This is a genomic window from Leifsonia sp. ALI-44-B (assembly GCF_001984125.1).
Classification (GTDB): domain Bacteria; phylum Actinomycetota; class Actinomycetes; order Actinomycetales; family Microbacteriaceae; genus Okibacterium.
Genome location: NZ_MTQL01000006.1, coordinates 812654 through 833384, shown reverse-complemented (window position 1 = coordinate 833384; position 20731 = coordinate 812654). Strand labels below are relative to the sequence as shown.

16 protein-coding genes and 1 tRNA gene are annotated in these 20731 nt (G+C 67.9%); 11 read left to right on the top strand and 6 right to left on the bottom strand.

The window, feature by feature from the left end:
- Nucleotides 1-125 precede the first annotated feature (125 nt).
- The gene (locus ALI44B_RS04910; protein ID WP_083709536.1) at nt 126-1475 is read right to left on the bottom strand and encodes a phosphotransferase; all 1350 of its coding nucleotides are present in this window, start codon (nt 1473-1475) and stop codon (nt 126-128) included.
- Between the two features lie 64 nt (nt 1476-1539).
- Here ALI44B_RS04910 and nudC point away from each other — a divergent pair, with 64 nt between their 5' ends.
- The gene (gene nudC, locus ALI44B_RS04905; protein WP_077053551.1) at nt 1540-2508 is read left to right on the top strand and encodes an NAD(+) diphosphatase; all 969 of its coding nucleotides are present in this window, start codon (nt 1540-1542) and stop codon (nt 2506-2508) included.
- The gene (locus tag ALI44B_RS04900) at nt 2505-4256 is read left to right on the top strand and encodes an ATP-dependent helicase (RefSeq protein WP_077053550.1); all 1752 of its coding nucleotides are present in this window, start codon (nt 2505-2507) and stop codon (nt 4254-4256) included. Before nudC ends, ALI44B_RS04900 begins: the two co-directional genes overlap by 4 nt.
- On the opposite strand, the gene ALI44B_RS04895 is transcribed toward ALI44B_RS04900, so the two are convergent.
- Together ALI44B_RS04895 and ALI44B_RS04890 are read right to left on the bottom strand one after the other, a co-directional pair.
- Nucleotides 4177-5049, bottom strand: a complete 873-nt coding sequence (locus ALI44B_RS04895; RefSeq protein ID WP_077053549.1) for a hypothetical protein — start codon at nt 5047-5049, stop codon at nt 4177-4179. The two genes, ALI44B_RS04900 and ALI44B_RS04895, sit on opposite strands and share 80 nt — an antisense overlap.
- Nucleotides 5050-5137: 88 nt before the next feature.
- Nucleotides 5138-6544 carry a zinc-dependent metalloprotease gene (locus tag ALI44B_RS04890; protein WP_077053989.1) on the bottom strand — a complete coding sequence of 469 codons (1407 nt, stop codon included), beginning with the start codon at nt 6542-6544 and terminating at the stop codon, nt 5138-5140.
- Nucleotides 6545-6741: 197 nt separating this feature from the next.
- On the opposite strand from ALI44B_RS04890, the gene ALI44B_RS04885 reads away from it, so the two are divergent.
- From ALI44B_RS04885 to ALI44B_RS04870, 4 genes are all read left to right on the top strand, one after another.
- On the top strand, nt 6742-7890 hold the full coding sequence (locus ALI44B_RS04885) for a YlbL family protein (protein ID WP_077053548.1): 1149 nt from the start codon (nt 6742-6744) through the stop codon (nt 7888-7890).
- Between the two features lie 88 nt (nt 7891-7978).
- Nucleotides 7979-10951, top strand: coding sequence for a UPF0182 family membrane protein (locus ALI44B_RS04880; RefSeq protein WP_238592063.1), 2973 nt, complete (start codon nt 7979-7981; stop codon nt 10949-10951).
- Between the two features lie 177 nt (nt 10952-11128).
- Entirely contained in the window at nt 11129-12061 is a 933-nt protein-coding gene (locus tag ALI44B_RS04875) for a class I SAM-dependent methyltransferase (protein WP_077053546.1), read from the top strand.
- A gap of 84 nt (nt 12062-12145) precedes the next feature.
- Nucleotides 12146-12219 (top strand) — tRNA-Met (locus ALI44B_RS04870).
- A gap of 79 nt (nt 12220-12298) precedes the next feature.
- Here ALI44B_RS04870 and ALI44B_RS04865 read toward each other — a convergent pair.
- Complete coding sequence (locus ALI44B_RS04865) at nt 12299-14227, bottom strand: alkaline phosphatase family protein (protein ID WP_083709532.1); 1929 nt, start codon at nt 14225-14227, stop codon at nt 12299-12301.
- Nucleotides 14228-14378: 151 nt separating this feature from the next.
- On the opposite strand from ALI44B_RS04865, the gene ALI44B_RS04860 reads away from it, so the two are divergent.
- Nucleotides 14379-15017: a CinA family protein gene (locus ALI44B_RS04860; RefSeq protein WP_077053545.1), complete on the top strand. Its 639-nt coding sequence runs from the start codon at nt 14379-14381 to the stop codon at nt 15015-15017.
- A 322-nt stretch (nt 15018-15339) separates the two neighbouring features.
- Here ALI44B_RS04860 and ALI44B_RS04855 read toward each other — a convergent pair whose 3' ends face one another.
- Nucleotides 15340-15513 (bottom strand): CsbD family protein, encoded by a 174-nt coding sequence (locus tag ALI44B_RS04855; protein ID WP_077053544.1) that lies wholly within the window; start codon nt 15511-15513, stop codon nt 15340-15342.
- Nucleotides 15514-15721: 208 nt separating this feature from the next.
- Between ALI44B_RS04855 and ALI44B_RS16085 the strand changes: the two genes are divergently transcribed.
- The 3 genes from ALI44B_RS16085 to ALI44B_RS04845 all read left to right on the top strand — a co-directional run bounded on the left by ALI44B_RS16085 (nt 15722) and on the right by ALI44B_RS04845 (nt 17335).
- A complete protein-coding gene (locus ALI44B_RS16085; RefSeq protein ID WP_179100204.1) occupies nt 15722-15886 on the top strand; it encodes a hypothetical protein in 165 nt (54 codons plus the stop codon).
- Between the two features lie 37 nt (nt 15887-15923).
- Nucleotides 15924-16274 (top strand): DUF7882 family protein, encoded by a 351-nt coding sequence (locus tag ALI44B_RS04850; RefSeq protein WP_077053543.1) that lies wholly within the window; start codon nt 15924-15926, stop codon nt 16272-16274.
- 170 nt (nt 16275-16444) lie between these two features.
- A complete protein-coding gene (locus ALI44B_RS04845) occupies nt 16445-17335 on the top strand; it encodes a carbon-nitrogen hydrolase family protein (RefSeq protein ID WP_238592061.1) in 891 nt (296 codons plus the stop codon).
- Between the two features lie 70 nt (nt 17336-17405).
- Here ALI44B_RS04845 and ALI44B_RS04840 read toward each other — a convergent pair whose 3' ends face one another.
- Nucleotides 17406-18614 (bottom strand): aminotransferase class I/II-fold pyridoxal phosphate-dependent enzyme, encoded by a 1209-nt coding sequence (locus ALI44B_RS04840; RefSeq protein WP_077053542.1) that lies wholly within the window; start codon nt 18612-18614, stop codon nt 17406-17408.
- Between the two features lie 214 nt (nt 18615-18828).
- On the opposite strand from ALI44B_RS04840, the gene ALI44B_RS04835 reads away from it, so the two are divergent.
- Nucleotides 18829-20673, top strand: a complete 1845-nt coding sequence (locus ALI44B_RS04835) for a S1C family serine protease (RefSeq protein WP_083709531.1) — start codon at nt 18829-18831, stop codon at nt 20671-20673.
- The last annotated feature ends 58 nt before the right edge of the window (nt 20674-20731 follow it).

Genomic DNA, 20731 nt, shown 5'->3' with positions numbered 1-20731 from the left:
AGCCGCGGTAAGCCCCCACCGGCGTGGCCACGGCATGCTGGCGTGACAGTCAACTCCCGACCACCGACCACCGACCACCGACCACCGTCAAGCGGCGTTCGGTACTGCAGCGATGCGATGCGCTGTCAGCGGCGGTCGGAGCCCGCATCGTGTTCGGCGTCGCGAACGGTCTCGACGGGGCCCGTCTCGGTGTGGTCACGGGAAGCGAGAAGAGTGCGAGCGTCGCGCTCGGCACGAGAGGAATCGGCGGACTCATCGTCGGCGTCGGCGAACGGGTCTGCCGGCTCTTCGTCACCATCCGAGGCGTGCGCGTCCGTGCCGCCGGTAGAACCCGCGGCGTCCGAATCATCCTCGGTCGAGTCGCCGGCCGAGCGGCGGTTCGAGCTGCGCCCATCGCCGTATTCGAGCGCATCCAGATCGAAGTTCTCGTAGCTATCAGTCTCCAACGAGAAACCCTGGTGCGCCTGCGACGAGGCCGGGGGAGTGCGCGACAGCAGCTCCTCGACATCCTCCTGCGACAACACCTCACCCGTGTCGTGCGACAACGGGTTCATCGAGTCGTTCAGAACGTGTTCGACCAGGCCGTCGAGCAGCGCAACCGCCTCTTCCACGACATCCTGATCGTGCGTGTCGACGCCGTGCAGCAACCAGCGAGCGAGCTCGAGTTCGGCGTGCAACAACGAGCGCTGGCGCAGATGACCGTCGGCATGCCGCGTGGTGCTGGCGCGATAAGCGGCCAGAACGCTCTCGCCCGCCTCGCCCGCCGCCGACAACCAGTGCAAGTCGCGCGCCGGGTCGCCCACCATCAGCGAACCCCAACCGACGACACCGGACACGACCGGGCCGACCTCGTAGTCGGTGAACAAGAACGAACCTGCGTCGATGCTGCCGTTGACCACGGTCGGCTGGAACTGCCACAGGTCGTCGTCGTCGATGGCCTGCGACCAGCGCGTGCGCACGGCGGCGGGCAGAAGTCGCGTCGACGCCGCGCGTTCGATCACGTTGCGGGCCTCGTCACGAGCCTCGGCCGCCGAGAGATGCGGCAAACCGACCTCGGCCACGAAACCGCCGGGCAACGAATGGATGGCCGCCAGTGCAGCACCCATCGACGTGGCGACACCGTCACCCGCGGGGATCTTGTCGACCGCGACGCTGTAACCCGGGAGGAAGTCGTAGACGACCGCGCGAGCACCGGATGCCTGCGTCTGGCCGAGCACCTGCGGAACCTGGAAGGGCAGACGGCTGCGGATGCCCGCCGTCATCGCCTGCAAAGCGAGAAGTTCGATGGACTGTTCCGTCTGCGCCTGCTGGTGGGCGGCAACCCGCACCACGACGTCGCGGTCGTCGCCCGTGCGCAACAGAGCGGAGTCGTAGTTGCCGTCGGCGCCGTGCCCGAGCGGACCGCTGCCCGTCACCACGAGGTCCGGCACCGCCGCTGTTGCCAACGCGGCTAGAGTGAGAGGGGATCTGGCCATGGATCTAGGTTAGGTCGAGCAACGGTCGGCGGCCCTCCCGCCACGCCCGGATGATTGGTTGTGCATGAGTTCTCTTCTTCGGTCCCTCACCGATCTCCCGCTCTCTCGAACCGGCATCAACCGCAACTACGCGGCGCGCCTGCCGGAGAACGCCCTGGTCGACATGGCCGCAGAGCCGGCAACGCGGGTCGTCATCATCCGTTCGCGACGCGCACTGGCGAGCGGAGCATCGTTGCTCCTGGTCTCGGGCACGGACATCCCCGCCGATCAGCTCTTGGGATACCTCGGCCACACGCTTCACGATGCCCCCGACGCACCCGCCGGAACGACGGTGCTCCTGGCCGTCGAACCCGACGACGCCCCCGAGCGGGAGGGCGCCGAATGGCTCGACCTTCGGGCCTCGGGTGACGCGCTGTCGGCGCGAGACGCCGATCTGCTCACCGAGTCGATGGCGCTCGTCAACTGGCACGCGGGCTATACCTTCTGCCCCAAGTGCGGTGCCGACACCCGCAACGATCACTCGGGGTGGGCGCGACGCTGCGACAATGGCCACGAACTCTTCCCGCGCACCGACCCGGCCGTCATCGTGCTCGTACTCGATGACGACGACCGCTTGCTCCTCGGCTCGAACGCCCTGTGGGAGAACAACCGCTATTCGCTGCTCGCGGGCTTCGTCGAGGCGGGCGAATCGTTCGAGCAGGCCGTGATCCGCGAGGTGGAGGAGGAGTCGGGCATCACGGTGTCCGATCCGCGTTACCTCGGTTCGCAGCCGTGGCCCTTCCCGCGTTCGCTGATGGTCGGTTTCGAGGCGCGCGTCGCCGCGGGAACAGACCCAGCGGCCCTGCGTCCGGACGGCGAAGAGATCCTCGATCTGCGCTGGTTCACGCGCGACCAACTGCGCGACCAGAACTCCGGCCTCCTCCTGCCGGGCCGCACATCGATCGCGCGGGCCCTCATCGAGGCCTGGCTCGCGGCCGACGGTGGCCCGACGCTCGACGACCGAACCGAAGACCCGTACCCCGCCGCCCGATGACCGCGATCGATCCGACCGAACCGCAGGCTCTGCTAGCCGGGCTCGACGACGATCAGCGTGTCGCCGCCGAGGCCCTGCGCGGCCCGGTGTGTGTGCTCGCCGGCGCGGGCACGGGCAAGACCCGCGCCATCACGCACCGCATCGCGTATGGCGTGGCCACGGGCACCTATGCGGGCAACCGTGTCATGGCGCTCACCTTCACGAATCGGGCGGCCGCCGAACTGCGCACGCGTCTGCGGCAGCTGGGTGCCGGCCAGGTCGCCGCGCGCACCTTCCACGCCGCCGCGCTCAGTCAGCTGAACTTCTTCTGGCCGCAGGTCGTGGGCGGGCAGGTTCCCGCTCTGCTCGACAACAAGGCGCGCCTCCTCGGCCATGCCGCCGAGAAGCTGGCGCTGAAACTCGACACGGCGACGCTCAGGGATGTCGCGGCCGAGATCGAGTGGCGCAAGGTCTCGGGTCTCAGCATCGACCAGTACGGTGCCAAACACCGCCCGATTCCCGACCGCCTCGACCGCGAGAAGGTGCTCGACCTGCAGGCCGGTTATGAGGCTCTGAAGGACGAGCGCCGACAGCTCGACTTCGAAGACGTCCTCCTGGCCTGCGCCGGCATGATCGAGTCCGAGCCGTCCGTCGCCATGCAGGTGCGCGAGCAGTACCGCTTCTTCGTGGTCGACGAGTATCAGGACGTCTCGCCGCTGCAACAGCAGCTGCTCGACCTGTGGTTGGGCGACCGCCGCGACCTCTGCGTGGTCGGCGACGCAAGCCAGACGATCTACTCGTTCGCGGGTGCCTCGAGCGACTATCTGCTGAACTTCGGGCACAAACATCCGGATGCCACGGTGGTGCGCCTCGAGCAGAACTACCGCTCGACGCCCCAGGTGGTCGACACCGCCAACCGGCTCATGCGCGGCCGGCCGGGTGCTCTCACGTTGCACGCGGTGCATGACGGAGCGGGGGCGATCGAGCCGACGGTCACCGGGTTCACGAGCGACTACGCCGAGGCGCGCACGGTCGCCGCCCAGGTGCTCGAGGCGATCGAGGGCGGCACGAAACCCGAGGACATCGCCATCCTGTATCGCGTCAACGTGCAGGCGGCCGCCATCGAGACGGCGCTCGCCGATGCCGGGGTGTCGACCAAGATGCGCGGATCGAAGCGTTTCTTCGATCTGCCCGAGGTGCGTCAGGCGCTCATGGCGTTGCGCGGCGCCTCGGTCTCGATCACGGGTGAGCCCCTCTTCAAGTCGGTCAGCGATGTGCTCAGTTCTCTCGGATGGTCACACCACGCGCCCGAGGTGGCGGGGGCGGTGCGCGACCGCTGGGAGTCGCTCAACGCCATCATGGGTCTCGTCGACCAGGCGGCCCCCGGCACGACGCTGCGCCAGTTCTCGGACGAGTTGCTCGAGAGACAGGCGGGTCAGCACGAGCCGAATGTCTCGGCCGTCACTCTGGCCACCCTGCACTCGGCGAAGGGCCTCGAATGGGACACCGTGTTCCTTATCGGGCTGTCCGAGGGCCTCGTGCCCATCAGCTATGCCAGCGGCTTCGAGGCCATCGACGAGGAGCGTCGTCTGCTCTACGTGGGCATCACCCGCGCACGCCGCACGCTCTTCCTCTCGTGGTCTGAGCGCGGAATCCGTTCGACCCAGCCGCGCGAGCGTTCGCGCTTTCTCACGGAGATCGGCACCCGCATTCCGCGTGCGGCCGGTGCCAGGTCCACTTCTCGCTCCGCGCCCGCACCTGCAGGCTGACCGAACCGCCGCGCAGCACATCACGTCGCTCGTCGAGCCAGGTGCGCGCCACGCGAGCGGCCCGGCCCGCAGCGTCGAAGGCGAGCGCTCCGCCCTCCTGCGGGGCGCGCGTGCCGGCCAGCTGGGCGGCGATGACCGGCCAGGCGGGTTCTCGGTCGCGGTGAGCCAGATGCAGACACCGCACGCACGCTCCCACCCCCGGCCGGACGAGCGGACCGACTCGAACCGATTCGTCGCCGAACACGACGGGCAGGTGCGGGACCCCGTCGCTGGTGTAACGCTGGAACGCAGCCGGCGGCACGCTCCAGGAGGCGAGGAGAACGGCGAAGGCCGGTTTGTGCAGCGCCGCTGGGGGAACGCCGCGCCCCGCCATGACCGGCCGACCGGCCACCCGCAATAGTTCGGCGATCGCGCGCGCCGGCGCAGCCTCGTCGATCGGTGAACCCGACGTCGTGCACTGCAACACGTGCACCGGCGCCGGCGCACCTGGCACCACTGCGGCGGCAGCCACTGGCGACGACGACCCCGACCCCGGCGGCCGCAGCAGCACGGGACGAAGCGCACGAACGAACCCCTCGACATCCGCCTCGCTGAGCCCCACGCGCGCCGGCACGGGCTCGATGCGCCCGACGCGGCACAGCGCACGAAACGTGCAGCCGGCCTGCAGCGCAGAGAGAAGTCGCTCGCGCACGGGATCGACCGTGAGCGTGAGCACGCTGCGGTCGATGCCGAATTGCACGGTGGTCGGAGAGGTCCACACCATCACGTGGCTGGGGTCGATACGAAGGATCATGCGCCCAGTCTGGCGCGGAAATCAGGCCGCGAGACGGTTATCCACAGGTTTTGTTTTCACCGGCAGTAACTCGTCCCGCGGGCCTCGATCACACGTGGGGAGGATCGTCCCGACGCTCGTCGGTTGAACCCGAATCACCCTCGGAACCGGCAGAATCGTCCTCCCGGGAGTCCTCCTGCTGCAACAACTGCTCGAGCGCCGTGTCGAACTCATCGGGTTCGGGCGTTTCGCCGCGCGCTTCGGCCTCGAGCCGGGCGATGAGGGCCGTCGGGTCGTCGATATCCGAGCCCGAGGGCACGAGATCGGGGTGCGCCCACAGGGCATCGCGCGCCTCGGTGCCCACGGCGTCGCTGACCTTCTGCCAGAACGCCGCGGCCTCGCGCAACCGTCGCGGCCGCAACTCGAGACCCACCAACGTGGCGAAAGCCGATTCGGCGGGCCCGCCGGTCGCCCGGCGACGCCGGACCATCTCGGCCACGGAGTCGGCCTTGGGCAGTCGCGTCGTTGCCTGAGCGGTCACGACATCCACCCAGCCTTCGATGAGCGCGAGTGTCGTTTCGAGGCGCGCCAGAGTGGCCAGCTGGGCCTCGCTCTTCGGCGGGATGAGCGAACCGTCGACCATCGCCTGGCGCAGTTCCTCCGGGTTCGACGGATCGAACCCTTCCGCCAGGTCTTCGAGCCGCTCGGTATCGATCGTGATGCCGCGCGCGAACTCGGTGATCGACGAGATGAGGTCGAGTCGCAGCCACCGGGCGTGGCGGAACAGTCGAGCGTGCGCCAGCTCGCGCACCGCGAGATAGAGCTGCACCTGGTCGTCGCCGAGGTCGAGCCCCTCGCCGAAGGATGCGACGTTCTGCGGCACGAGCGCCGCACGGTTCTCGTCGAGCAGTGGGATGCCGATGTCGCCGCCGGAAACCACCTCGCGGGACAGCTGCCCCACGACCTGGCCGAGCTGCATGGCGAAGAGCGCGCCGCCGATATTGCGCATCATCTGGCTCGCGCCCGCCATCATCGAGCGCATCTCTTCGGGGGCCTGGTCGGTCATGACCCGGGTGAGGGCGTCGGAGATGCTCGTCGCCACGGGTTCGGCCATCTGCGCCCACACGGGCATGGTGTCCTTAGCCCACTGCGCGCGCGTCATGAGAATGGGCTCCTGCGCGAGGGCCGTGACGACCGTCGCTTCGTCGAGCCAGAGTGCGGCCACGTGGAAGGCCTGCTCGAGGGCGTTGCGCTCGGCGGGGGTCGTCGCGACGCTACCCTCCGAGGCGATGGCGATGGCCTGATCGGTGGCCGTCTGCCAGTTGATCCCGCCACCGGGTGCGGCTTGCATGGCGTTCTGCAGTTGGCCGATCAAGGCCTGCAGTGCGGCCGGGTCGTTGGGCAGTCCGGCGGCTCCCGCGAGCTGGCTGGGGTCGATGGCCCCGTTGCCGGACAGGAGTTCGCGAAGCATCTCCTGAAATTCGTCTTCGGGCTTCTTGGACTCGTCGTCTGACACGATGGCCACCTTTCCGCAGGGCAACGTTTGCTCTGATCTCAACGTTAACCCGTGCCGCCCGGTGCAGGCCGTGGGATGGGCGGTCTCACTGTCCGCCCGCCGCGAACAGGTCCGGCGTCTGAAACCGGGGCGCCGACATGCGGCCGTACGGCTGTTTCCCGGGGTGGCCATCGAGGGGTCATCTAGGATGGCTCGCTGTGACGCTCTTCGACGACCAGCCCTCTTCCCCCGTCTCTCCGGCGAGGAGCGCGCAGTCGAGGCGCCGCAGCGCGGGGTGGCTGTCGCTCGCCATCGCCTTCGTCCTGCTGGGCGTCCTGGCCCTGTGGCCGAGCCCGTGGGTCATCGAGCAGCCGGGCCCCGTCTTCAACACGCTGGGCACCGTTCAGCACGACGACAAAGACGTGCCCATGATCGACATCCAGGGCGCCGAGACGTACGACACTGCCGGCAGCCTCGACATGCTCACGGTGCAGGTCAACGGCACTCCCGATCAGCGCCCGAGCTGGTTCGAGGTGGCCATGTCGTGGTTCGATCCGAGCCGCGCCGTCGTGCCGCTCGAGGCCGTCTACCCGCCCGGCGTCACCACCGAACAGCGCTCTGAGCAGAACGCCACGCTCATGGTCGACTCGCAGCAGGATGCCGTCGCCGCCGCTCTCTCCGAGCTCGGCTACACCTATCCGCAGCACCTGGCGGTCGGTTCGGTCGCCAAGGGCTCGCCCGCCGAGAACGTGCTGAAGGTCGACGACGACCTCGTCTCCGTCAACGGCGAGACGGTCGACGACCTCGAGTCGGTGCGCACGGCCATCTCGGCCAACGGTGCCGATAAGCCGGCATCCATCGACATCGTGCGCGGGGGAGTGCCCATGACCATCGAGGTGACGCCCATCGAGCAGAAGGATGCCGCGGGCGAGACGCAGACGGTCATCGGCATCGGCACGCGCATGGTCTACGACTTCCCGATCGACGTCACCATCCAGCTCGACAACGTGGGCGGCCCGAGCGCCGGCATGATGTTCGCACTCGGCATCATCGACAAGCTCACCCCGGGCGAGCTCAACGGCGGTGCGGATGTCGCGGGCACGGGCACCATCACCGAATCGGGTGAGGTCGGCGCGATCGGTGGCATCCGCCAGAAGCTGTTCGCGGCGCGCGACGACGGGGCGACCATCTTCCTGGCGCCCTCGGCCAACTGCGACGAGGTCGTCGGTCACGTTCCCGACGGCATCCGAGTCTTCAGCGTCTCCACCTTGAACGACTCGATGGCCGTGCTCGATGCGGTGCGCGAGAAGGGCGACCTCGACGCCCTTCCGACGTGCGAAACGGCCGCTGCGGCGCCCACCGAATAGCCGCGGCTGTTCGCCCTGAGCGCGGCTCTCTTCTCAGGATCGGAACGTAGACTGATTCGGTGACCCCGACAGCAAAGAGGCCGACACCGTGACATCCACGACAGCAGCACAGCCGACCCAACCGAAGCGTTCCCGAGCACCCCTTGCCATCACCCTCGCGGTGGTCGGCGCGCTCGTGGTGGCCTTCTTCATCTTCTCCGGTTTATACACCGACTTCCTCTGGTACGACCAGCTCGGTTACGCAACCGTCCTGACCACCGGATGGCTCGCCACCCTGGGCATGTTCCTGGTGGGTTTCATCGCCATGGCCGTGCCCGTCTGGATCTCGATCCAGCTGGCCTACCGCCTGCGCCCGGTGTACGCCAAGCTCTCGAGCCAGCTCGACCGCTACCAGGAGCTCGTCGAGCCGCTGCGTCGCCTCGCCACGTGGGGAATCCCGGTCATCCTGGGTCTCTTCGCGGGCTTCGCCACCGCCACGCGCTGGCAGGTCGTGCTCATGTGGTTCAACCGCACGCCGTCGGGCACCACCGACCCGCAGTTCGGTCTCGACACCTCGTTCTACCTCTTCGAGCTGCCGTTCTACCGCGGCGTCGTCGCGTTCGCCTCGGCCGTCATCCTTCTTGCCGTGCTCGCCACCGTCGCGGTGAGCTACCTCTACGGTTCCATCCGTGTGGCCGGCCGCGAGCTGCGCATCTCGAAGAGCGCCCGCATCCAGATCGCCATCCTCGCGGGTGTCTACCTGCTCCTGCAGGCCGTCAGCATCTGGCTCGACCAGTACGTCACGCTCACGCAGACCGGCGACCTGATCACGGGTGCCAGCTACACCGACGTGAATGCCACGATCCCGGGCCGCATCATCCTGGCCGGTATCGCCATCCTCGTCGCCCTGCTCTTCTTCGTCACGGCCTTCATCGGCCGCTGGCGCTTCCCGGTCGTCGGCCTCGTGCTACTGCTCATCTCGGGCCTGCTCATCGGCACGGCCTACCCGTGGGTCGTGCAGCGCTTCCAGGTCGACCCGAACGCGCGTGTGCTCGAGACGCCCTACATCCAACGCAACATCGACCTCACGCGTGAGGCTTACGGCGTCGACACGGTCGAAGAGATCCCCTACAACGCCACGACCGATGCCGAGCCCGGCGCCCTGCGCGCCGACGCCGAGACCACCGCGAACATCCGCATCATCGACCCCGCGGTCGTCAGCCCCACGGTCTCGCAGCTCGAGCAGTTCAAGAACTACTACCAGTTCAACAAGGCGCTCGACGTCGACCGCTACACGATCGACGGCAAGACCCAGGATGCCGTCGTGGCCGTGCGCGAGCTCAGCCAGTCCGGCCTCGAAGACGCCCAGAGCTGGTACAACAACACGGTCGTCTACACGCACGGTTACGGCCTGGTCGCCGCCTACGGCAACCAGCGCTCGTCCGACGGTTTCCCCGTGTTCCTCGAGTCTGGCGTGCCCACCTCGGGTGAGCTGGGAGACTTCCAGCCGCGCATCTACTTCGGCGAGAAATCGCCCGAGTACTCGATCGTCGGCTCGCCGTCGTCCACCGACCCCGTCGAGCTCGACTACCCGTCGGCCACCGACGACTCGCAGGAGACGTACAACACGTTCGACGGCGACGGCGGCCCCAAGCTCGACAACGCGTTCAAGAAGCTCATCTACGCGCTCAAGTTCCAGTCCGAGCAGATCTTCCTGTCGGATGCCGTGAACAACGAGTCGCAGATCCTCTACGACCGCAACCCGAAGGATCGCGTGCAGAAGGCGGCTCCCTACCTGACGCTCGACTCCGACCCCTACCCGTCGGTCGTCGACGGCAAGGTCGTCTGGATCGTCGACGGCTACACCACCTCGGCGAACTTCCCGTACGCCAAGACGCAGTCGCTGTCGAACGCCATCGCCGATTCGGCGACGCAGACGCAGCAGTACGCGCTCGACAACATCAACTACATCCGCAACTCGGTCAAGGCCACGGTCGACGCCTACAGCGGCAAGGTCACGCTCTACGCGTGGGACGACAAAGACCCGGTGCTCGCCACCTGGCAGAAGATCTACCCGTCCACGGTCAAGCCGATCTCCGAGATGTCCGGAGACCTGATGAGCCACGTGCGTTACCCGGCCGACCTGTTCAAGGTGCAGCGCCAGATCCTCGGCCAGTACCACGTGACCGACGCCGGCCCGTTCTACTCGCGGTCCGACGCGTGGGCCACACCGGCCGACCCGCAGGCCACGGCGAACGACACGACGCTGCAGCCGCCGTACTACCTGACGATGCAGATGCCCGGGCAGGACGCTCCGGCGTTCTCGCTGTACTCCTCGTTCATCCCTCGAGGCACGAGCGACTCGTCGCGATCAATCCTCACGGGTTACCTCGCGGCCGACGCCGATGCGGGTGCCGAGAAGGGCGTGAAGGGCGACGACTACGGCAAGCTGAGGCTGCTGACGCTGCCGAAGGAAGATACCGTGCCCGGCCCCGGCCAGGTGCAGAACAACTTCAACTCCGACCCGAGCGTCTCCTCGGCCATCAACCTGTTGAAGCAGGGTCAGACCAAGGTCATCAACGGCAACCTGCTCACGGTGCCGGTCGGTGGCGGTCTGCTCTACGTGCAGCCGGTCTACGTGCAGTCGACGGCTGAGACGGCCTACCCGCTGCTGCAGAAGGTGCTCGTCGCCTTCGGTGACCAGATCGCGTTCGAGAACACGCTCGACGAGGCGCTCGACGTCCTCTTCGGCGGCGACTCGGGTGCCGAGGCCGGTGACACGGGCACGGATTCGACCGTCGCGCCCGAGACGCCCAGCGTCGACCCCGACACGGGCACCGACGGCGGAACGGATACGGGCACCGATACCGGGACCGACGCCGGCACCGACGGTGGCACAGGCGTCACGACGGGTGATCCCGCGACCGACGCACAGCTGCAGCAGGCGCTCAACGAGGCCAAGCAGGCCATCGCCGACAAGCAGGCCGCGCTCGAGAAGGGTGACTTCGCCGCCTATGGCGCCGCAGACGCCAAGCTCGCCGAGGCCGTGGCCCGTGCGCTGGAGCTGACCGGCGGCAAGTAGTACCACGAGTCGCACTCGCTGACACACCCCGCGCATCCGCACCGCCCCGCTTGTACATTGGGGGCGGTGCGTTTGCGTTAACGCATCGCTTATCACGCACCATGCACTATGCACCGAACGGCCGGCCAGCACCGGCTCGCACCAAGGCTTCGCGCCGTCGAAGAAGGGAACCGCCACATGTCGCACACCACGGACGAGCACGAGCACGACGAACAGGATGGTGCATCCTCCTGGCTCGACGACAACCGTGCCAACTGGGATGACCGCGTTCCCGTCCACGTCGCCAGCGACTTCTACGATCTGACGGCCCTGCGCGCGGGCCGCGGCCGGTTGACGCCCATCGAGGAATCCGAACTCGCGCGGCTCTTTCCCGGGGGAGAGGACGGCACCTTCGACCTCACGGGTCTGCGCGTCCTCCACCTGCAGTGCCACTTCGGCGCCGACACGCTGCGGCTCGCGCAGGCCGGGGCCGACGTGGTGGGCATCGACTTCTCGCGCCCCGCCATCAAGGAGGCGCGCAAGCTGGCCGCTGAACTCGGCCTCGCCGACCGAGCGCGCTTCATCGTCACCGACGTCTACGACCTGCGGCACGCACTGCCCGAGCCGGACTCGTTCGACCTGGTGTTCACGAGCTGGGGCACCATCACGTGGCTGCCCAACCTGACCGAGTGGGCGAGCATCATCGAGTGGTTCCTGAAACCTGGCGCGCTCTTCTACTTCGCCGACGGGCATCCCGTGGCGGGCGTCTTCGACGGCCTCGAGAACGGCTTCCCGCGTTTCGCCTACCCCTATGGGGCGACCGAGCCGTTCGTGATCGACGACCCGTCCGACTACGCCGACCAGGAGGCGCGCATCGAGCACGGGCGCACCTGGGAGTGGTCGCACCCGGTATCGGCCCTCTGGAAGGCCATCACGGGCGCGACGCTGCGTCTTGATCACTATGAGGAGCACTACCAGATCCCGTGGCAGGCCTACCCGGGTCTGCAGTCGCAGGGCGACGGCATGTACGGCTGGCCCGACGACACGAGGTGGCTGCCGCTCGCGCACTCGCTCACGGCCGTGAAGCCCATGGTGGGCCAGACCCGACCGGGCAGTGGTCGCGAAAACTGAGGCAGGTTTCGCCCCCGAATTCGGATGCTGAGCCGCCCACGATTGGCGCCGCCCCGATATCCGTGCTAGAGTCAATTCTTGTGCCGCGGGGTGGAGCAGTTCGGTAGCTCGCTGGGCTCATAACCCAGAGGTCGTAGGTTCAAATCCTGCCCCCGCAACAGATAGGCCCGGAATCACGGTGAATTTCACCGGATTCCGGGCCTTTTTCTTGTCCGGATGTCGTCAGAACTCTCGCGTCTAGTCGGTCGTGCCGAACAACCCGCGGCCGTGACGGTCGAGCGTGGCGCGCGCTTCGGCATAGGTCTCGGGAATCTTCTCACCCGGCGCGAACCTCGCGGTCAGCATCCCGACGAGCCCGACGCCCGGTGCGCTCAGCGGGCGCTCCTCCTGACCGAAGGGGAACGGCGAATCGTCGGGCAGATCGGCCTCGGGGTTCGCGGGCACATATTGCGGGTGCGTCTGCGGCCAGTCCGTCACCTGGCGCGGCTCCTCGAGCATGACGGCGTTCTGCAGCGTCGGCGCGCCCGCATCCCGCGCGGTCAGCGGTTCGAGGCCGTGCGCGCCAGCGAGCGTGCTGATAACAGAACCGTGGTGCATGAGCTCGTTGATGACGCTGCCCTTCTTCGTGTAGGCCGAGATGGCTACGGCGGGCACACGCACGCCCAGGCGGTCGAAGGTGAAATCCATCTCGTTCGGGCGGCGACGTTCTCGCTCCCTGGCTCCGGCACCGCGGTTGCCGTCGCTGGTGTCGCTGCCGCTGCCGTCTTCGCCGCTGCCGACGCTGTCGTTGCTGACGCCCCCGTCGGGCGGCGTGGCAACGGGCGGAGGAACATGGTCGTACGTTCCGCCGTGCTCGTCGAACGTGGCGAGCAGAAGCGTGTTCAGCGCGTTCGACCCGCGTTCGCTCGCGCTCGCACGTACGGCCGTGTAAACCTGATGCAGCAGACGTTCTCCGGCGCGGACATCCGAAATGGCGCCGCCCGTGACCACGCGGCCGTCATAGTCGGTCTCGGTGAACGGCCCCACCGGCGGATGCATGTCGTTGTGGTCATAGACCATGCGCGGTTCGATGAACGCATAGTCGGGCAGGTTGCCGGTCTCGACGTCGCGGTAGAACTGCTCCATGGTGCGGAAGTTGCTCTTCCAGAAGGGCTCGAGCGCGCGGCCGTGGATGAGTCCCGTCATCGACACCACCTGGCGGCGGTCGTAATAGACGCGCCACGTGAGGCCCGCCTCGCCCAGGCGGTTGAAGATCGTGGGCGCGGCGTTCTCCTCGCGCAGCCACTTGCCGTAGCCGCCATCCCCGTGGTTCGTGACGAAGCCGTGCGACGTCGACGCGTGGAAGAACGAGCGGTTGCAGAACGTCTGCGAGGGCACGGCGCAGTGCCAATTGTCGTAGACGGCGAACTCACGGGCCAGAGTCGAGAAGACGGGCAGCATGTCGGGCGTGAAGGAGCCCATGACGACGCCGTACTGGTCGGCCGAGGGGAACTCGCCCTGGTGGTCGGAGAGGTAGTTGTTGACGTAGTCGTCGACAAACCCCGACATGGTGGGCCGCGACGTATCGGCGGGCGCGTTGAAGGGTTTCGTCATGCGCTGCGCCTTCAGGGCGCGGTTGCTCTCGGGCGACACGGTTCCGAAGAGCTGCGTGTTGACGTGCGGGTATTCCTCACCCGGGTCGGGCTGCGGGCTCGACATGATCTGGTCGGTCGAACCCGTATAGGGATGCGCGGGCACGCGCGTGCCGTCGGGGGCGGTGTTCGCGTGGTCGCCGCCGTGCAGCCCGTCGAACTTCTGTCCCTCTGGCAGCGTCTGGTCGTCGTAAAGATAGCCGAAGATGTTGTCGAACGAGCGGTTCTCGAACATGACCACGACGAGGTGATCGAAACCGGGTCCGCCCGCGCGCGGGGGCAGGGTCGGCGCGGGGGAGGATGCGGGCCGGTTCACCGCTGAACGGCGATCGGATGTCGCGGGCGCACCGTTCACGGCGGCGGCACCGACGCCCACGGCTGCCCCGGCTGCGGCGGTCGACGCCGCGGCGATCCCGGCGCCGCGCAGGAACGTCCGGCGTGAGGGATTGGCCACATTGTCGGCAGAACCGGTCGAGTCGCCCGCGCCGGGCCGCTCATTCGAGTCCGGCCGGCCGGACTCCGTGCGTCGCGCCATGTCGCCCCCTGTTCTCGGCGGTGTCTACACCGAGCTTATGGGTGGCGACGGCGCCTGAACATGGGCAAAACCCCGGATGCCTCAGCGAGGCCAAGCTGAGCATCCCTGTCAATCCCTACCCGTTCGGGGGACACCGCGCGACAATGAGAACATGCTCGCCGAAACCGTGCCCGACCGCCGCGGGGACAGCGCGAGGCGCACCGTTGCCGCCCTCGCCGCCTCGATCTCCGAGCGCGCCCGGGGTTGCCGCATCAGCATCGCGGTCACCGAGCCCGAAGACGGCGGCGCGATCTCGCACGAGCTGGCCCAATCCGATCCGTCGGGCGCCTGGTTCGCCGGGAATATCGTCGCGCGCCCCGGCCACGAATCGATGCACGTGCTGCAGCTCGACGCCGATCGTCCGGCCGACGCCGCTCTGGCGCAGGACATGGCCCGAGCAACCGCGCGCGTCACGGGAGCCAACCTCACGCTCGCGGTCGTCGTCGCCCGCACCGACGAGCCCGCGCCCGCCGCGCGCGAGCCGCGCACGGTGACGGCCCCGGTCTCGATCACGGAGTTCGGCGACACGACGACGGACGTCCTGCAGGTCGTCAACCAGCCTGCCCCGCCCGAAAGCCAGGCAGGTGTCATCGTGTACTTCGCCCTCCACTCTCCGAACGGCAGCGATCACGTGGCCGAGCGCACTCTCAATCGCACGAGCGCGGACTTCGGTGACGCCGTCACCCTCGCGGCGCTGCGCCTGCTCGACGCCCGCGTGGGCGCTCTCGGGCGCACGCGGAACAACCGCTGACGCGCCCGATCCGTCCGGGGAGCGTGTCGCCAGAGAACCCGCGGCGTCCTCCGTCGCTCTCAGTGTGCGGCGCACAGTCGCTCAGTCGCTCAGGCGCACAGTCGCTCTGACGCTCTGACGCTTAGACGCTTAGACGCTTAGACGCTTAGACGCTCTGACGCTCTGACGCTCAGACGCTCAGGCACTCAGGCACAGGCGCTCAGGCGCTCGGGCGCAGTCGCTCGGGGTCCCTCCCTCGCTCGCTCGCAACCCCGGTTAAACGACGGAGGAGGCCCCGCATCGCGGAACCTCCTCGGGCGTCAGAGACGCAACATCCTTCGTTCTAGCTCTTGAAGGTGTCCTTGACGTCTTCGCCGACCTTCTTGGCGTTGGCCTTGGCCTGGTCGGTGTGTCCTTCAGCTTCGAGTCGTTCGTTGTCGGTGGCCTTGCCTGCAGCTTCCTTCGCCTTGCCGACGAGGTTTTCTGCGGCGTTACCGATCTTGTCTCCTGCGCTCATAAGTGAGCCTCCTAGCTTTGTGGAACTGGACGTCACCGACGTTACGACTGCGTTCAGGGGATCATCTAGGGGTTGCAGAGTCGTTCTCGGCGTGCAACGCGCGCGGTTCACGTGTGCGCGCGAATATGTGCCGTCGGGGCGGCACGGATGTCGCGCCATCTCGTTAGGCTCTTACTACAGCATCATCCGCCTAACTAGGGAGAACCCCATGAACCTGCTGGTTATCATCATCGCCATCGTCGCCGTCATCCTGTTGATCACGGGTGGCGTCACGTCGTCGCTCAACTTCCTCATCTGGGTCGGCCTCGCGCTCCTCATCATCGCGCTCATCGTCTTCCTGCTGCGCTTCATCACCGGCAAGAAGAGCGTCTAGTATCCTGTCCTAGCTGAGAGTCACGCTAGGAGGACCGTTGGGCTCGTTGATTTATGCGAACGCCGGCATCGAGATCGAATTCGATGACCGTCTTCTGACGCATGTGCAGCTCGTCATGGGCGCCAAGCTCCGCCGGGGTGAGAGTTTCTTCTTCACCTGGCGAGACGACCCGAGCGTGGGCGATGGTCGCAGTGCGATCTGGGTCGAGCCGAGCATCCCGATGTACTTCAAGTATTCGGGTGGCCGGCAGCCCACGATTAACCGCGAATGGCTCGAGTTGCTGACCGCCTCGGCGAACAGCGGCCAGGGGTTGCAGATCGTCCCCGAGCCGGGCGCGCGCGAAACCAAGACGCAGTCCAACGACAACAGCGTGAAGCGCAAGGACTAGTTCCGGCGCACATCGGCTAGACACGATTCCAGAACGGGCGGGACCTTCGGGCCTCGCCCGTTCGTCGTGTCCGGGCTCGTGCGTCACCGGCGGGCCTCCTGGCGGGCGGGGCTCGGGACGACATTCGACCGACCATTGGCTGCCCGAGGGCCGCTCACTAGGCTGGGCGCATGACCGAGAGCGCACGCGTGGAATCCATGTCCGAGGCATCCTCGTCTGGTGCGAGTGACGCGACGGCAGGGTCCGAGCCGCTCGAAACGGGCCTTCGTGTCCGTGCCGTGCAGTTCGCGCCGCTGGCCGACGCGGCGGTGAACGCCGACACCGTGAGTGCGCAGATCGCCGAGGCCGCGACATCCGGTGTTCAGCTCGTGGTCTTCCCCGAATACTCGAGCTACTTTGCCAACCCGGTGGACGGGCGCATGGTGGCCGCCGCACAGGACCTCGACGGTCCATTCCTGCGGGATGTCCGGGCCGCCGCCGCGCGCAGCGGAATCCACGTCGTCGTGGGGCTCGTCGAGGCGCACCAAGATGGCGATCGGTTCTCGAACACACTCGTCGCCGTCGATGCGTCGGGCGAGATCGTCGCCACCTACCGCAAGCAGCACCTGTACGACGCTTTCGGCCAGCGGGAGTCCGAGTGGGTGGAGCCCGGGCCGCTCGAGGCCCCCCAGACCTTCGAGGTCGGGCCATTCCGGGTCGGCCTGCAGACCTGTTACGACATCCGTTTTCCCGAGGTGTCGCGTCGCCTCATCGATGCGGCGGTCGACGTGTTGGTCGTGCCGGCCGAATGGGTGCCGGGGCCGGGCAAAGAAGACCAGTGGATGACTCTGCTGCGCGCTCGTGCGATCGAGAACACCGCTTTCGTGCTGGCCGCCGACCATCCGCGTCCCACCGGTGTGGGGCTCAGCGTGCTGGTCGACCCGGCGGGCGTCGTGCTGGCGGAGTTGGGGGACGACGCCGGAGTCGTGGATGCGACGCTCGACCGGGCCGAGCTCGATGCCGTTCGCAGGCGAAACCCTGCCCTCGAGCTGCGCCGCTACCGGGTCGTACCGGGGGAGTAGGAGCAGTCGGCGAGCCGGACAGGGCCCTGCGCGTTGCGCGGCCCGGACCTCGGGTGCAGAGGCGCTGTGCTCAGTCGTGGAGCGCGGTGCCCAGCTGCGCGAGGCGTGCGGAGGCCTCGGTGAGGACATCCCGTTTCTTGCAGAACGCGAAGCGGATGAGCGAGCGGTAGTCGCCGGCATGCTCGGCCGACACGAAAGCCGAAACCGGGATGCCGACGACGCCGACCAGTTCGGGGAGCCGCCGGCAGAGGTCGGCCGCATCGGTGACGCCGAGCGGCGCGGCATCGGCGATGACGAAATAGGAGCCGGCCGGGTTGGAGACGGCGAACCCCGCGGCCCGCAGGCCCGCCGCCAGGATGTCGCGTTTCTCGCCGAGCGCCGCCGCAGCCCCGTCGAAGAACGCCTCCGGCAAACGGAGCCCGGCCGCGATGGCCGGCTGGAACGGCGCCCCGTTCACATAGGTGAGGAACTGTTTGACCGTGACGATCGGGTCGATGAGCGCCGCCGACGCTGTCACCCAGCCGATCTTCCACCCGGTCGTGCTGAACGTCTTGCCGGCCGACGAGATCGTGATGACGCGGTCAGCGGCTCCCGGCAGGGTCGCGAGCGGGACATGCGCCGCGCCGAACGTGAGGTGTTCATACACTTCGTCGGTCACGACGAGGGCATCCACCCGTTCGGCTTCGGCAAGGATCGTGACGAGAGTGTCGCGCCCGAACACCGTGCCCGTCGGGTTATGGGGCGTGTTCACGAGGATGAGCCGGGTGCGATCGCTGACGGCGGCGCGGATGTCGCGCTCATCGGGCTGAAAATCGGGGAAGCGCAGCGGCACGGGCACGAGTGTCGCGCCCGAGAGCCCGGCAAGCGCGGCATACGCGTCGTAATAGGGCTCGAACACGACGATCTCGTCGCCGGGCCCACAGAACGCGAGGATGGTTGCAGCCAGCGCCTCGGTCGCGCCCGCCGTGACGCAGACCTCTCGTTCGGGATCGACGGTCAGGCCATAGAACCGGTGCTGGTGCTCGGCGATCGCCGCGCGCAGATCGGGGATGCCGCGACCGGGCGGATACTGGTTCGCGCCGTCGGCGATCGCGCGACGCGCCGCCTCGAGCACCTCGGCTGGTCCGTCTTCGTCGGGAAAGCCCTGGCCCAGGTTGATCGCGCCGGTGGCCGAGGCGAGCGCACTCATCTCGGCAAAGATCGTCGGCGACAGCTGGCCTGTGGGCCCGAGGAGGCCTGCTGCGCGAGCGGTCCGCTGCCAGGGGGCTGAAGCATCCATGCCGAGGATTCTTCCTTTCATGCGTCTCTCGCGAGCGGTCAAGCCCCGCCCGCGATCCTGGTGTAAACCTACGGCATCGCTAAACTGGAGCCCGAGGGAAACCGGATTCGGCCATGTAGCGATATCCCAGCTAGGCGTTGGGCAGTTCCCAGTCGGTCCATTGAATAAGCACAGGTTCGAGCGAGAACCTGATCCTGCTTGGAAGGAGCAACCGATGACCGAAAACCCCACCGGCGCCACAGGAGCCGAGAACAACGACCGCTCGAACGACGCCGAGCAGCCCCAGACTTCGCACAACCCGAACGTGACCCCCACCGAAGACTTCGGTGCCGCGGCGTTCTCCTCGAACGACTCGCGAGACGGCTACCGCCCGGCCGATCAGGGCTACGCGGCGCCGCAGCCCCAGGCACCTCAGTCGCAGCAGAGCCCTCAGCAGCCGAGCTCGCAGCAGCCGCAGAACGCGCAGCAGGGCCAGAGCGCCTACGGTCCCATCCCGCAGCGCCCGGCTTCGTTCCCGACCGCCGCCGGCTACGGCGCGAACGCAGCCTACGGTGCGCCGCAGAACGGCCAGCCCAACCAGCCCACGACGCCCTACCCCGCCTACGGTGCTCCGCGCCAGGGCGCGTCGAACCCCTTCGCTCAGACCGCGGCTTACCCGGCCACGGGTGCGTCCGGCCAGCACCAGCAGGCCGGTCAGCACCAGCAGGCCGGTCAGCACCAGCAGGCCGGTCAGCACGGAGCACACGCGCAGCAGGGCGCGCCCGCCGGCAGCGGCTCACACAACGGTGGAGGCCACGGCAACGGCACTGGCGCCTTCGGCCCGGCCGCGCAGCACCAGCCGTCGTCTTCCGCGCCCAAGCGTCGCCCCACGGCCGCTCTGCTCGTCGCCACGCTCGCCATCGGCGCGCTCATCGGCGGCGCGGCCGGTGCCGGCTCCTACGCCCTGATCGATGGCTCGGGCACGCCCGTGGCCAGCTCGTCGAACGGCTCCCAGTCGGTCACGATCAACGACACCACGAGCGTCACCCGCACGTCGGCCGTGGCCGCCAAGGCATCCCCGAGCGTCGTGACGATCGCCGTGCAGGGCGACGACGGCGCAGGAACGGGTTCGGGAGTCATCCTCAGCAAGGATGGCTACGTCTTGACCAACAACCACGTCATCACGCTCGACGGCCAGAACGCCAAGCCCACCATCCAGGTCACGGCGAACGACGGCAAGATCTACTCGGCGAAGATCGTCGGCACCGACCCCGTCTACGACCTCGCGGTCATCAAACTCGACGACGCCTCGGGCCTCGAGCCCATCGAATTCGGCGACCCGAACAAGCTCAACGTGGGTGACGTGGCCATCGCCATCGGCGCGCCCCTCGGCCTCGCCGGAACCGTCACCGACGGCATCGTCTCGGCGCTGAACCGCAGCATCACGGTTGCCTCGTCCGCGGTGCCCGAAGAATCGGGCAGCGACTCCGACAGCAACACCGACAAGCCGAGCAACCCGTTCGGCTTCCAGCTGCCGGGCCAGGAGCAGTCGCAGACGCAGGCTCAGTCGTCCATCTCGCTCGCGGTCATCCAGACCGACGCGTCGATCAACCCCGGCAACTCGGGTGGCGCGCTGCTCGACAGCGACGGCAAGCTCATCGGCATCAACGTGGCCATCGCCTCGGCGGGCTCGGGCTCGTCGGACAGCCAGTCCGGCAGCATCGGCGTCGGGTTCGCGATCCCGTCCGACACGGCCGAGCGCATCGCCAAGGAGATCATCAAGGACGGCAAGGCGACCCACGGCCTGCTCGGTGCGTCGGTGCGCGACGCCGCGCAGGTCTCGGGCAGCACGGTGGCGGGTGCGCTTCTCGGCGACATCAGCTCCGGTGGCGCGGCCGAGAAGGGCGGCCTCAAAACGGGTGACATCGTCACGAACTTCAACGGCCACCCCGTCACCGACGCCAACGACCTGACCGCCCAGGTTCGTGCCCTCGCCGCGAACAGCAAAGCCGAGGTCACCTACGTTCGCGACGGCAAGAGCTTCACGGTCGACGTGACCCTCGGCGAGCTGGTTCTCTAACCGTTCGCACCGCCTCACCGCCCGATCATCGGCACGACCTTCCACTGTTCGACCGCAC